This window comes from Pseudomonas sp. GZJR-8, assembly GCF_002916705.1.
Classification (GTDB): Bacteria; Pseudomonadota; Gammaproteobacteria; order Pseudomonadales; family Pseudomonadaceae; genus Aquipseudomonas; species Aquipseudomonas synxantha_A.
In genome coordinates this window covers 361,704-374,684 of sequence record NZ_JXSI01000002.1, presented here as the reverse complement: position 1 = coordinate 374,684, position 12,981 = coordinate 361,704, and the positions used below count along the sequence as shown (strand labels likewise).

Annotated in this window: 16 protein-coding genes; 8 read left to right on the top strand and 8 right to left on the bottom strand. The window is 60.9% G+C overall.

Translation table 11 applies throughout. The annotated features are described in order from the left end of the window. Window positions 1-173 precede the first annotated feature (173 nt). Window positions 174-452: a DUF3509 domain-containing protein gene (locus TK42_RS05010; protein WP_003172952.1), complete on the top strand. Its 279-nt coding sequence runs from the start codon at window positions 174-176 to the stop codon at window positions 450-452. A gap of 58 nt (window positions 453-510) precedes the next feature. Here the strand turns inward: TK42_RS05010 and TK42_RS05005 are convergent, their stop codons facing one another. The 4 genes from TK42_RS05005 to aroC all read right to left on the bottom strand — a co-directional run bounded on the left by TK42_RS05005 (window position 511) and on the right by aroC (window position 3,862). Next, entirely contained in the window at window positions 511-780 is a 270-nt protein-coding gene (locus TK42_RS05005; protein WP_032880144.1) for a response regulator transcription factor, read from the bottom strand. Between the two features lie 209 nt (window positions 781-989). Further along, complete coding sequence (locus TK42_RS05000; protein WP_103733715.1) at window positions 990-1,520, bottom strand: acireductone dioxygenase; 531 nt, start codon at window positions 1,518-1,520, stop codon at window positions 990-992. Beyond that, the gene (locus TK42_RS04995; protein WP_032880141.1) at window positions 1,517-2,680 is read right to left on the bottom strand and encodes an MFS transporter; all 1,164 of its coding nucleotides are present in this window, start codon (window positions 2,678-2,680) and stop codon (window positions 1,517-1,519) included. Before TK42_RS04995 ends, TK42_RS05000 begins: the two co-directional genes overlap by 4 nt. Before the next feature lie 90 nt (window positions 2,681-2,770). Beyond that, window positions 2,771-3,862 carry a chorismate synthase gene (aroC, locus tag TK42_RS04990; RefSeq protein ID WP_103733714.1) on the bottom strand — a complete coding sequence of 364 codons (1,092 nt, stop codon included), beginning with the start codon at window positions 3,860-3,862 and terminating at the stop codon, window positions 2,771-2,773. A 143-nt stretch (window positions 3,863-4,005) separates the two neighbouring features. Here aroC and TK42_RS04985 point away from each other — a divergent pair, with 143 nt between their 5' ends. Both TK42_RS04985 and TK42_RS04980 read left to right on the top strand, forming a co-directional pair. Continuing rightward, window positions 4,006-4,968, top strand: a complete 963-nt coding sequence (locus TK42_RS04985; protein WP_032880137.1) for an alpha/beta hydrolase — start codon at window positions 4,006-4,008, stop codon at window positions 4,966-4,968. A gap of 99 nt (window positions 4,969-5,067) precedes the next feature. Next, window positions 5,068-5,871, top strand: a complete 804-nt coding sequence (locus tag TK42_RS04980) for a hypothetical protein (protein WP_103733713.1) — start codon at window positions 5,068-5,070, stop codon at window positions 5,869-5,871. 67 nt (window positions 5,872-5,938) lie between these two features. Here TK42_RS04980 and prmB read toward each other — a convergent pair whose 3' ends face one another. Further along, window positions 5,939-6,847 (bottom strand): 50S ribosomal protein L3 N(5)-glutamine methyltransferase, encoded by a 909-nt coding sequence (gene prmB, locus TK42_RS04975; protein ID WP_032880136.1) that lies wholly within the window; start codon window positions 6,845-6,847, stop codon window positions 5,939-5,941. A gap of 239 nt (window positions 6,848-7,086) precedes the next feature. Here prmB and TK42_RS04970 point away from each other — a divergent pair, with 239 nt between their 5' ends. The 5 genes from TK42_RS04970 to TK42_RS04950 all read left to right on the top strand — a co-directional run bounded on the left by TK42_RS04970 (window position 7,087) and on the right by TK42_RS04950 (window position 9,862). Further along, complete coding sequence (locus tag TK42_RS04970; RefSeq protein WP_032880134.1) at window positions 7,087-7,677, top strand: cysteine hydrolase family protein; 591 nt, start codon at window positions 7,087-7,089, stop codon at window positions 7,675-7,677. Window positions 7,678-7,813: 136 nt separating this feature from the next. Further along, window positions 7,814-8,134, top strand: coding sequence for a hypothetical protein (locus tag TK42_RS04965; protein WP_005789923.1), 321 nt, complete (start codon window positions 7,814-7,816; stop codon window positions 8,132-8,134). Between the two features lie 75 nt (window positions 8,135-8,209). Beyond that, window positions 8,210-8,767 (top strand): Smr/MutS family protein, encoded by a 558-nt coding sequence (locus TK42_RS04960; protein WP_005789925.1) that lies wholly within the window; start codon window positions 8,210-8,212, stop codon window positions 8,765-8,767. Window positions 8,768-8,843: 76 nt separating this feature from the next. Further along, window positions 8,844-9,389 carry a GTP cyclohydrolase I FolE gene (gene folE, locus TK42_RS04955; RefSeq protein WP_005789928.1) on the top strand — a complete coding sequence of 182 codons (546 nt, stop codon included), beginning with the start codon at window positions 8,844-8,846 and terminating at the stop codon, window positions 9,387-9,389. 101 nt (window positions 9,390-9,490) lie between these two features. Further along, window positions 9,491-9,862, top strand: coding sequence for a glutathione S-transferase N-terminal domain-containing protein (locus tag TK42_RS04950; RefSeq protein WP_005789930.1), 372 nt, complete (start codon window positions 9,491-9,493; stop codon window positions 9,860-9,862). A 120-nt stretch (window positions 9,863-9,982) separates the two neighbouring features. On the opposite strand, the gene TK42_RS04945 is transcribed toward TK42_RS04950, so the two are convergent. The 3 genes from TK42_RS04945 to TK42_RS04935 are packed head-to-tail and all read right to left on the bottom strand — an operon-like array spanning window position 9,983 to window position 12,919. Continuing rightward, window positions 9,983-10,303: a hypothetical protein gene (locus TK42_RS04945; RefSeq protein ID WP_032880132.1), complete on the bottom strand. Its 321-nt coding sequence runs from the start codon at window positions 10,301-10,303 to the stop codon at window positions 9,983-9,985. Next, window positions 10,300-11,625, bottom strand: a complete 1,326-nt coding sequence (locus tag TK42_RS04940; protein WP_103733712.1) for an acyclic terpene utilization AtuA family protein — start codon at window positions 11,623-11,625, stop codon at window positions 10,300-10,302. The genes TK42_RS04945 and TK42_RS04940 overlap by 4 nt, the downstream gene beginning before the upstream one ends. A 1-nt stretch (window position 11,626) precedes the next feature. After that, complete coding sequence (locus TK42_RS04935) at window positions 11,627-12,919, bottom strand: CitMHS family transporter (RefSeq protein WP_032880128.1); 1,293 nt, start codon at window positions 12,917-12,919, stop codon at window positions 11,627-11,629. Window positions 12,920-12,981: the final 62 nt, after the last annotated feature.

Sequence of the window (12,981 nt, the reverse complement as noted above, 5' to 3'; positions counted from 1 at the left end):
TAACGCAAAATGCAGGATGCACGATGGCCTTTCATGCAAATTGCACGAAAATGAAAATTCGATTATTTTATAAGTATCTGATTTTTAAAGACTTTTTTCTTTAAGCAATACTGGCACAATCACTGCACCTATCACTCCATGCTTGCCAACTTGAGCCAATGGAGCTGATAGACATGAGCCTGATCCAAGATAAATTCGCTTCGGTATTCTCCAACTACGACGTCACCACCCAGCCACGTCCTGACGGTGGGATCCTGTTGACCCTGCGCAACAGCGAAGGCAAACAGGTCAAGCGCTCGATCTCGTACCAGCAATTGCACACCGCCGATCAATTGACCTGGGTGATCAGCGCCATTCGCCGTGACCTGGCCGAACAAGCCAGCGAGCTGCCGCAGATTTCCATGCTGCAAAGCCAGAACCGCTTTGCGCTGCCGACCTACCATTCGGCATAAGCGACAGACATGAAAAGGGCCGCGACGCCGTTGAGCGTCGCGGCCCTTTTTTGTGCCTTCAGCACAAGCCTTGGCGAGTGGCTTCGTTTTTCGCCTGTACCCGGTTGGTCACGTCCAGCTTGCCGTAGATATTGCGCAGATGAAACTTCACCGCCGCTTCGGAGGTGCCGCGAATCTGGCTGATCTCCCAGATGGTCTTGCCCTCGGAAGCCCACCGCAGGATTTCCAGCTCCGTTGGGGTCAGGGGCTTGCCGGACAAGTTCAGGCGTTTTCTGATAGCCGTCGGCACGCTATCGATCGGGGCACACGTCTGCTCTGGGCTGCTCATCGCTCTCTCCTTATATCTGCTGATGCGGCACCGCCTTTCGGACTCCTCCTATTGACAGATGACATAAACATTGGCGCCGCACAGAGAGTTACATAACCAGCGGAGTGAAAGCGTACAACACAGAACAAACAGCTTCGCCCTACGAATATTCAGGCGTTTTCCCACAACAAGTTCCAACTTGCCCGGGTTGAACATTTAGATATTTATGCTTAGTCGTCCAGCCTTGGAAAACGCGCGGCAATGTTATCTGCGCTGAACGTCGGCACCTCGCCCTGGGCGGTGTTGAACAAACGCAGCGCCACCAAGTGCGGGTTCTCGCCGATGTCGAGCCAGTGCGACATACCCGCCGGGATAACCAACAGGTCATTTTTCTCGGCGCGCACGCCGTATACATAATCACCCACATGCAGCATGAACAGGCCTTGGCCGGCGATAAAGAAATACGCGTTATCTTCACGGCAGGTGTGCTCTACCAGGAAGGGGTCACGCAATTCGTGCTTCTGGGGATGGTCGCCCATCACGCTGATCACCTTCGCCGTGGCATAGCCGCGCGCATCGATCTGTGGACGGTACGCCGCGATCATTTGCGCGTCACTGGCGCCTTTCTCGATAACGCTGGGCTGCCAACGTTCAAAGCCTATGCGGTGTTCGGCCAGGGTCGACTGGATGTCGTCGAAATGGGTCAGCACCTTGTTGGGTGTGTCCGCGGTGGCGATGTGGTAAACGGCTACGTAACTCATTGCACGGTTCCTTGATTCGGCTCTTGCAATCGAAGGCCAATGATAATGGCGGCGGCCAGCGCAGCGACGCTGGCGATACTGAACGTCAGGGTCGGGCCCAGCAGGTTCCAGCTATAACCGGAATACAGGGCGCCGAGGGCACCGCCAGTACCGGCCAAGGCAGCGTACAGGGCTTGGCCCTGGCCTTGCTGACGGTCGCCGAAGCTGCGCTGCACAAAGGCAATCGCCGCCGCGTGAAAACTGCCGAATGTGGCTGCGTGCAGGAGCTGCGCCAACAGCAACACCCAGAAAAATTCGGCAAAGGAGCCCAGCAGCAACCAGCGCAGCGCCGCCAGCACAAAGCTGGCCAGCAGCACCCGGCGCACCGAAAAACGCGCCAGGATACGGCTCATGGCCAGGAACATCAGGACCTCCGCCACCACCCCCAGGGCCCACAACATCCCGATCACGCCACGGCTGTAGCCCAAGTGTTCCAGGTGCAGGGTGAGGAAGGTGTAATACGGGCCATGGCTCATTTGCATCAATGCCACGCAGGCATAGAACGCCAGCACCCCGGGGCTGCGCAATTGCTTGAGGAAACCGTCACCGGCCAAGCGATTGCCATGGCTGGCAGGCTGGGCATTGGGCACCCACAGGCTGGCGCCGATGATGCCGGCCATGATCACTACCACCACGACCGGGTAGATATCCAGGCTCAGCCAGTCGAACAGCCGCCCCATGATCACTACAGTGAGGATAAAGCCGATGGAGCCCCACAGACGGATCTGGCTGTAGCGCGAGGTTTGCTTGTGCAGATGGGCCAGGGTGATGACCTCAAACTGCGGCAGCACCGCGTGCCAGAAGAATGCGTGCAGGGCCATGACCATCGCCAGCCAGGCGTAGGTCTTGCTGACGAAGATCAGGCAGAAACTGGCCAGGGTACAGGCCGCGCCAAATCGCACAATGGCCAGGCGCCGGCCGGTGAAGTCGCCGATCCAGCCCCACAGGTTAGGCGCCACGCAGCGCATCAGCATGGGGATGGCCACCAGTTCGCCGATACGCGCGCTGGAAAAGCCCAGGTGATCGAAGTACAACGCCAGGAACGGCGCCGTCGCCCCGAGCAGGGCGAAGTAGAACAGGTAAAAGCTGGAAAGGCGCCAGTATGGGAGCGGTGGGGTCATTTTATTGGGGCTGCTTCGCAGCCCGGCGCGAGCAAGCTCGCTCGCCACAACAAGCGCACTCACCCTGGCAAGCTCGCTTGCCGGCGGCGATCACAGTTGGCCCAGTACCGGGGTGGTCACGCGCACATCGGCATTTTGCCCACGGTTGCGCAGCAGGTGGTCCATCAGCACGATGGCCATCATGGCTTCGGCAATCGGTGTGGCGCGGATGCCGACGCACGGGTCATGACGGCCCTTGGTAATCACGTCCACCGGGTTGCCGTGTACATCGATCGAACGGCCCGGTGTGGTAATGCTTGAGGTCGCCTTGAGCGCCAGGTGCGCAACAATCGGTTGGCCGGAGGAAATACCGCCAAGGATGCCACCCGCATTGTTGCTGAGGAAACCTTCAGGCGTCAGCTCATCACGATGTTCGGTGCCGCGCTGGGCAACACAGGCGAAGCCTGCACCGATTTCCACGCCTTTGACTGCATTGATGCTCATCAGCGCGTGGGCCAGTTCGGCGTCGAGGCGGTCGAAGATCGGCTCGCCCAGGCCCGGCTTGACGCCTTCGGCCACCACGGTGATCTTGGCACCGACGGAGTCCTGGTCGCGGCGCAACTGGTCCATATAGGCCTCCAGCTCCGGCACCTTGTCCGGGTCGGGACAGAAGAAGGCGTTGTCTTGCACGCTGTCCCAGCTCTTGAACGGGATCTCAATCGGACCCAACTGGCTCATGTAGCCACGGATGACGATGCCCTGGGTGGCCAGGTATTTCTTGGCGATGGCACCGGCGGCCACGCGCATGGCGGTTTCACGCGCCGAGCTGCGGCCACCGCCGCGGTAGTCGCGCTCGCCGTATTTATGGTGGTAGGTGTAGTCGGCATGGGACGGACGGAACACATCCTTGATTGCCGAGTAGTCCTTGGACTTCTGGTCGGTGTTGCGAATTAACAAGCCAATGGCGCAGCCGGTGGTGCGGCCCTCGAACACCCCGGAAAGGATTTCGACTTCGTCCGGCTCCTGGCGCTGGGTGGTGTGGCGGCTGGTGCCGGGCTTGCGGCGGTCGAGGTCACGCTGCAGGTCGTCCAGGGACAGCTCAAGGCCTGGTGGGCAGCCGTCGACAATGGCGACCAACGCCGGGCCATGGCTTTCGCCCGCGGTGGTGACAGTGAACAGCTTGCCGAAGGTATTGCCGGACATGCAGGGCGCTCCGTGAAATCAGTTGAATCAAGTCAACCGTAATAACTTAAGGCGGCCAGTATACGCAGGCTAACCGACTAGTTCATCCTCGAAACCTTACCGGTAGACATTGGTCCAACCGGCACCTCACTGATGATGGCGCGATGATGCTGCGAGTTCTGCTGTTCACCCTTACCCTGTTTACCACCGCGGTCCAGGCCGCCTCCCCTGTGGTACTGCAACGCCCTATCAGCCTGGACACCGGCAGCGGCCAACTGTTTGGCTCATTATTGTTGCCGCAGTCCGACAAACCGGTGCCGGTGGTGCTGATCATCGCCGGCTCCGGCCCTACCGACCGCAATGGCAACAGCGCCGACGGCGCCCGCAATGACAGCCTCAAGCGCCTGGCCTGGGTGCTTGCCCGACATAACATCGCCAGCGTGCGCTACGACAAGCGCGGGGTCGCCGCCAGCCTGGCCGCCACGCCGGATGAGCGCAACCTCACCCTGGACGCCTATGTGTCCGATGCGGTGGCCTGGGGCAAGCTGCTCAAGGCCGACAAGCGCATGGGCCCGTTGATTGTGCTGGGCCATAGCGAAGGCGCGCTGGTAGCCGCCCTCGCCGCGCCGCAACTGGCGCCGGCCGGGGTGATTTCCCTATCGGGCAGCGCCCGCCCGGTAGACCAGGTGATTCGCCAGCAACTGGCCGATCACTTGCCCCCTGCCCTGTTGTTGCGCAGCAATGAAATCCTCGACCACCTCAAGGCCGGCCAAGTGGATGCCGACGTGCCGCGCCCACTCGAAGGCATCTTCCGACCAAGCGTGCAGCCTTATCTGATCAGCCTGTTCCGCGCCGACCCATCGGCCGCCTTCGCCAGGCTGAACATGCCGGCGTTGATCATCCAGGGCACCAACGATATTCAGGTCGGCGTAGCGGATGCCCAGCAGTTGAAACACGCCAAGCCCGACGCGCAGTTGACGGTTATCGAAGGCATGAACCACGTGATGCGCATCGTGCCCAACAACGTGAAGCAGCAACTGGCGTCCTACAATGACCCGAAACTGCCCCTGGCTGCGGAACTGGGCCAGCGTATCGTCGCGTTTATCGACGGACTTCAACCCCGTTAAGCGACAATTTGCCTCCAGTCCTGGGCAAACCGGCCGATAAGTCCAGAGTCGACAGTAAAAAGACTGTCGGCTTGCTGGGCTTGGACAGGATCGCGCCGCATGACAACCACCGAAGCAACACCCGAATCTACCGCCGGCACCTCGACTGCAACCGCGGCCGTCGAGGCGGCGGCCCTGCCGTGGGCGGACGTCCACGCCGAACACTTCAAGATGCTGCGCCTGGCTCCGCTGACCACCGACCGTGCCACTGGCGCACGGCCGTTGCGCTTTGTGCAGTTCGGCTATGCCGAGCGCCACGACAAGCACCACAGCCTGTTGCGCATGGTTATTCAACTGCCCGGCCAGCGAGTACGCCGCGAGCAGAACCACCTGGATATCTGGGTGGACCACGATAAACATCGCGTGCATTTCGGCCCAGGCAACAGCCTGGAAATCGAACCGGCCAACCGGGGGATCGGCCGTTTCCTGGTCGCTCAGGCCGCCGCCTGGGCGAAGAAGAAGTGGTCCCACTACCGCGTCGACGGCGTGGACCTGGCCAACAAGGACGCCCTCAACGAAGCCACGCGCCTGCGTCGTGATCACTTCCTGCGTATACAGGGATTTGATGTGGCCTATGCCGACGTGCAGCACCTCAAAGGCAATGTGCAGCCGGGCAAGGTCGGCGACGTGCTGGACAGTTGGAACACTGAGAAGGTGCAGTTCGTGGAGATCCTCGAAGCCGCGCAGATGCTGCAACAGGCCGATCAGAACCTGGCGGAACAGGAAGTGAAGTTGCGCAAGGAAGAGGAAAAAGTCATCAAGTTCAAGCGCGAGGACAGCGGGCTGCGCTTTACCATCACGTGCCTGGTGGCGTTTACGGTGTTTCAGGCAGGGTTGTTGATCTGGATTGCCACTCACCGCTGATAGATTGAAATGCAATCAAAATGTGGGAGCTGGCTTGCCAGCTCCCACATTGACCGAGTTTCTGCAGTTATATCCGGGCAGCGAAAACGGCCTGGTGTTGGCGACACTGCTCAGCCGTCAGCATGAACACCCCATGCCCACCCCGCTGGAAGTCCAGCCAGGCAAAGTCGACTTCCGGATACAGCGCGTCAACATGCACCTGGCTGTTACCCACTTCGACAATCAGCAAACCCTTCTCGGTCAGATGGTCCGCCGCTTCGGCCAGCATCCGGCGTACCAGGTTCAGGCCGTCGTCACCACAGGCCAGGCCCAGTTCCGGCTCGTGCTGGTATTCATCCGGCATGTCGGCAAAATCTTCGGCATCCACATACGGTGGGTTTGACACGATCAGGTCGAATCGCTGGCCGGGCAAGCCGTCAAAACCATCGCCCTGCACGGTATAGACCCGCTCATCGACGCCATGGCGCTCGATATTCTGGTTTGCCACTTCAAGGGCTTCGAAGGACAGGTCACCCAGTACCACTTCGGCCTCCTGGAACTCGTACGCACAGGCAATGCCGATGCAACCGGAGCCGGTGCACAGGTCGAGGATGCGCGCCGGCGGCTGCGCCAACCAGGGTTCGAAGCGGTTTTCGATCAGTTCGCCAATCGGTGAACGCGGGATCAACACGCGCTCATCGACAATAAACGACATGCCGCAGAACCACGCCTCTTTCAACAGGTAGGCGGTGGGCACACGCTCGTGAATACGGCGATGCAGTAAACGCTGCACATGGGAGATTTCCTCTTCTTCGAGGTTGCAATCCAGGTAGCTGTCAGCAATTTCCCACGGCAGGTGCAAGGCGCCGAGCACCAATTGCCGGGCTTCGTCCCAGGCATTGTCGGTGCCATGGCCAAAAAACAGGTCTTCCCCATGGAAACGGCTGACAGCCCAACGGATATGGTCGCGCAAAGTGCGCAGGCGGGAAGTGATCACGGGGCAAGCTCCTGGAAAAAACGACTGGCAATTCTAACAGCCTTCACCTGTACCGACGATGTACGAAAACACTGGCGCCGTACGTCGGATTTCATCCAATTGCCCCGCATTGTGTTAAACAAGCCCACCTCTTGACATGGCTGCACGCCAGCAACGGCGTACCTTACGATAGTAGCGATTCACAGAAGCGCTCAGCCAGTGGACAATGTCGCAAAAGCCCCACTCACAGGAGCCCCAGAATGTCCGTTCCAAAGACGATGTTTCAACTCAGCGGTCGCGGTTACGCAGCAGCCAACCTCAGTCATGCGACCCTCGTGATCATCGACGCCCAGAAGGAATACCTCAGCGGCCCGCTCGCCCTCTCGGGCATGGACGCAGCTGTCGCTAATATCAAACAACTGGTCAGCGCCGCGCGCAATGCCGGGCGCCCGATTGTGCATGTACGCCACTTGGGTACCGTAGGCGGTCTGTTTGATCCACAGGGCGAGCGCGGCGAATTCATCCCGGGGCTTGAGCCAGAGGGTGACGAAACCATCATCGGCAAGCTGCTGCCGAGCGCCTTCCACGGCACCGGCCTGGAAAAACACTTGCAGGACCTTGGCTCCCTGGACCTGATCGTCTGCGGCTTCATGAGCCACTCCAGCGTCAGCACCACCGTGCGTGCGGCCAAGAACCTGGGCTTTCGCTGCACCCTGGTGGAAGACGCCTGCGCCACTCGCGACCTGCCCTACAAGGGCGGCATCCTGAGCGCCGAACATGTGCAGCACACCGAAATGGCGATCATGGCCGACAACTTCGCCACCCTCGCACTGACTAAAGATCTGATCTGATCATTCTGGCGTTGAGCGGCGTGTTTATTGCTCCGCTCATCCGCAAAGCCCTTTCATTTGGCGCATTTACCCCTCCCTCCGGAACAACCTGTGTATTGTCCGGTCGAAGGGCCGATACCCTGGAGGAAAGGTCGGAATGAAGATATCCGATGGTTTTGATGCTCGTCGCTTGCGCCCCAAGGGCCCGAGCAACTGGCGTCTGCGCCTGGTGGCGGGCATTGCCGCGTTGCTGGCGATCATAGGCTTGTTGTTGGCAGGCGCTGGTGGCGCCGGCCTGTTTGGGCATTCGCCGGCACTGGGCGAGCTGAATGCCAGCCCGGGCGGCTCGGCGATCCTGTTGGGGATCGGCCTGCTGGTGCTGTGGTTGGGCGTATGGTTATGGCGCCGCAGCCGTCGGCGGATGCGTCAGCCCTTGTCGTTGAATATCGCCTCGCACCTGATGAAAAAGCACGACTGATGGCGCTTGGATAGCGTTTGCTGCGCCCTGGCCGCCGCGATTTAGGTAAACTGCCCGCCCTTCGCGGAGGCTGACATGCAAGACGACGATTTTTCCCTGTTCAAAAACGAGCTGCGCGGCGTCAAGCCGATCAAGCACGACCGCGCCGACACCGGCAAACCCAAGACCGACCGGGCACAGATCGCCAAGCTGCGCCAGGCCGCGACCGTGCGCAGCGACGCCACTACCGTGGATGGCCTGTCGGATCAGTTCGTGATTGACGTCGGCCCCGAAGACGAGCTGATGTGGGCCCGCGACGGTGTGCAGGAAAGCCAGATGCGCAAGCTCAAGGCCGGCCAGGTCCCGTTCGAAGGCAGCCTCGACCTGCACGGCATGAACGTGGAAAAGGCCCGGGAAACCCTGTGGGCCTTCCTCGCCGAAGCGACTAAATTCGAAATCCGCTGCGTGCGCGTCACCCACGGCAAGGCTGTGCGGCTGGATGGCAAGCGGCCAATGATCAAGAGCCACGTCAACACTTGGCTGCGTCAACATGCCCAGGTGCTCGGCTTTACTTCCTGCCAGGCCCGCCACGGCGGTGCCGGTGCGGTGTATGTGATGCTCAAGCGCACCATGCTCGAAGGCCGCGACGAGTAAAGTGCCATCGTCAGGCTTGCAGCGATGTGCCCGCCACCGTAACCTTGCGCTTTGCGAAAATCCCACAGGTAGTTTCATGTCCCTGGAACAGAATTACACAGAGATTCTCGGCCAACTCGGCGAGGACGTCTCCCGCGAGGGTCTGCTCGACACGCCAAAGCGTGCCGCCAAGGCGATGCAGTACCTTTGCCGCGGTTATGAACAGACGCTCGAAGAAGTCACCAACGGTGCCTTGTTCAGCTCCGATAACAGCGAAATGGTGCTGGTCAAGGACATCGAGCTGTACTCGTTGTGCGAACACCATCTGCTGCCGTTTATCGGCAAGGCCCATGTGGCCTACATCCCAAGCGGCAAAGTGCTGGGCCTGTCGAAGGTTGCACGAATCGTCGACATGTATGCGCGCCGCCTGCAGATCCAGGAAAACCTCAGCCGCCAGATCGCTGATGCGGTGCTGCAAGTGACCGGCGCCCTGGGTGTGGCCGTGGTAATCGAAGCCAAGCACATGTGCATGATGATGCGCGGTGTGGAAAAACAGAATTCGTCGATGATCACCTCGGTGATGCTCGGTGAGTTCCGCGATAACGCGGCCACTCGCAGCGAATTTCTCAGCCTGATCAAGTAACGGGCTGCGCAGGAAAAAACCGGCGTTCATCGCCGGTTTTTTTTCGCCTGCAGAAATCAGGTAAGCTGCGCCCCCTCAGTTATGGGCAAGAGGTAACAGCCATGTTCGTCAAAGCACTTCGAGTGGGCCTCGGCCAGATTATCATCGCGGGCGATTTCCTGACCCGCCCACGCAAAAAGCAGCGCCCCGCCGAACAACAGGCGCGGGTGAACGACGCGGCCAAGGCGCTGACGCTGTACCAATTCCACGCCTGCCCGTTTTGCGTGAAGACCCGCCGCACCCTGCATCGCCTGAACGTGCCGGTAGCCCTGAAGGACGCAAAGAACAACGAGCAGGACCGCCAGACCCTGCTGGAACAAGGCGGCAAGATCAAGGTGCCGTGCCTGCGCATCGAAGAGAACGGCCAGACCACCTGGATGTACGACTCCAAGGTGATCATCGACTACCTGGACAAGCGCTTCGCGGCAATCTGAAGCACGCGACGGTCAATGTAGGAGCGAGCTTGCTCGCGAAAAACTCACAGGCACCGCGTTTATTCAGGAAGCACGCGTTATCGTTGACGTTTTTCGCGAGCAAGCTCGCTCCTACAGAAATCAGATCGGTGTTGTCAGGTCCAGATCCAGCAGTGCCGAGCCCAGGCACTTGCCGTGGGCATCCAGCGCCAGCGAGCGGGTCACGCCGCCACGCAGGATGCCCGGCAACACGAAGTTCAGCGCCTGCACATTCGGCAATTCATAACGCCGAACCGGGGCCGCAAGCGGTTCGAGCAAATCCTTGAAAAATTCCGTGACGCGCTCGGCCGTCAGCTGTTCGCACAGCAATGGGTAGTCTTGCGCACGATAGGCAATGATCGAGATGTTTGACGTGTCGCCCTTATCCCCTGTGCGGGAATGAGCCAGTCTGTGCAGTTTCATTCTTCAATCCTCGGTTTGACCGCTTCACGGGGCAACAGCAACGATGCCACCGCCACCACCTGACGCACGCTCTTGCTCGCCCCACCGCCGCCGGCCGGGCCGTTGGTGTAGAGGGTCTCCACTTCATTGCCAACCCGCACGGCGTCGCTGCGCTCGTCACAACGGGCGGCAACCCGCAGGCGCACTTCCCAAGGCTCGACGCTGCTGCGCGGGCCGTGCAATGAATCCATGCCGATCAATTCGGCGCGCAGGTCCTGCATGTTTACGCCGATCAACGCCAGGCGCTTGAGCACCACGTCCCGCGCCAACTCGGCCCGTGCGACAGCACCGGGACCGCCGTAGGACATCTGCCCTTCACCGATCCAACCGTCCAGATAACCGACGCTGACCTTCAGTTGATCAGGCCGAGCACGCCCGCTCGCCCCCTCAGCGCGCACCCGGTCCACGCCCTCCTCGACAAACCTCACCCGGGAAAAGTCGGCCGTCACATCCGGGGTCAAATAGGCTGCTGGGTCGTGAACTTCATAGATCAGTTGTTCAGCACAGGTCGCGCGACTGACCCGCCCACCGGAGCCTGCCACCTTGGTGATCACCGCATTGCCGTCGGCGTCGATCTCGGCCAGGGGAAAGCCCAGGCGCGCCAGATTCTCCACATCCTTGAAACCGGGATCAGCGAAGTAACCGCCACTGACCTGCCCCGCGCACTCCAGCAAATGCCCCACCAACGTGCCCCGGCCCAATCGTTGCCAATCATCGAAGGCCCAGCCAAACTCGAACATCTGCGGCGCCAGGAACAACGAAGGGTCGGCCACCCGCCCGGTGATGACGACATCGGCGTCGGCGCGCAGCGCCTCAAGAATGCCGTCAACACCCAGGTAGGCATTCGCAGAGATCAACCGCTCGCCAAGGGAGCCAACAGACTGGCCGTTATCCAGCACCTGCTCGGCAGGCAAAGCGTGCAGCACATCATCCCCCACCACCGCGACAACCTTCAGACCCAGGCCCAGCTCTGCAGCAATGCGCCGCACTTCAATGGCCGCCGACACCGGGTTGGCCGCACCCATGTTGGTGATCACCCGTAGGCGTCGACGCCCCGCCCGCTGCCCCACAAAGGGCAAGACACGGCGCATACGCTCAGCGAGCAACGGGTCATAACCGCCCTGCGGGTCGCCGATGCGCGCCTGTTGTGCCAGGGCAATGGTGCGTTCGGCCAGGCATTCGAAGACCAGGTAATCCAGGTCGCCATGTTCGGCCAGTTCCACGGCAGGTTCGATACGGTCACCGGAATAGCCGGCGCCGGAGCCAATGCGCAAGGTGTTCATCTCAAATCACTCCCAGGAGCAACGCCGTCAGGGTCATCAACACCGAGGCGGCAAACAGAAAAGGAATCGTGAATCGCTGGTGATCGGCCAACTCGATCTTGCACAGGCCCACCAACAGGAAGGTCGCGGGCGTCAGCGGGCTGACCGGAAAACCGGTGGTGTGCACGCCCAGCAACGAGGCTTGGGCCACTTGCAGGGGGTCGACGCCCAGCGCCTTGCCGACTTCGGCGATCACCGGCATCACGCCGAAGTAGTAGGAGTCGGGGTCAAACAACATGCTCAGGGGCATCGACAGGAACCCCACGACCGCCGGGATCAACTTGCCGTGGCCCGCCGGAATCTGCGCCACCGCTACTTCGGCGATAGCCTTGAGCATGCCGGAGCCTTGCATGATGCCGGTGAACACCCCGGCGGCGAGCAGGATACTGGCCATGGTCAGGGCGGTTTTCGCATGGGCGTCGATGCGCGCACGCTGGGCGTCCACGTTGGGGTAGTTGATGCACAGCGCAACCACGGTGCCGAGCATGAACATCACCACCGGGTCGACCCAACCGGCAATCATCACCACCATCACCAGCACGGTCAGGATCAGGTTGACCCAGAACAACCGTGGGCGGCGCAGCTTGATATCGTCGTCGCTGAGCACCCGTTGCGGCACCGCCTCCACGCCGGAACCGGCGCCCAGGCCGAGGCGCTTTTCTTCACGATGGCCCAGCCACCAGGCGCACGCGAAGACGAAGATCAGCCCGACGATCTGCACCGGGATCAACGGCTGGAACAGATCGGCCACCGGCACATGCAGCGCCGCCGACGAACGCAGCACCGGGCCGGTCCAGGGCAGGAAGTTGACGCCTGCGGCCATCGCACACACGCAGGCGAGGATGCGTTTATCAATGCCCAGCCGCGTATACAGCGGCAGCATCGCCGGCACCGTCACCAGAAAGGTCACCGCGCCGGAGCCGTCCAGATGCACCAGCAACGCCAGCGTCGCGGTGCCGACCACAATTCGTGTAGGACGCGTCCCTACCGTGCGCAGGATGCGATCAATGATGGGGTCGAGCATCCCGGCATCGGTCATGATCCCGAAAAACAGGATCGCGAACACAAACATGCCGACCACAGGGGCGACGTTCTTGATACCGGTGATGATAAAGGCACTGGTTTGCAGGCCGAACCCACCGACCAGCGCGGCGATGATCGGCAAGGCGATCAGGGCCACCAGTGGCGAGAGACGCTTGCTCATGACAGCGACAAGCAGGCTGAGAATGGTGATGACGCCCAGGGTTGCGAGCATGGATAACTCCAGGGTGGCCGTTTTGGGCCGGTTATTGTTTTCCCGGAGTATTGGAAGCGGGT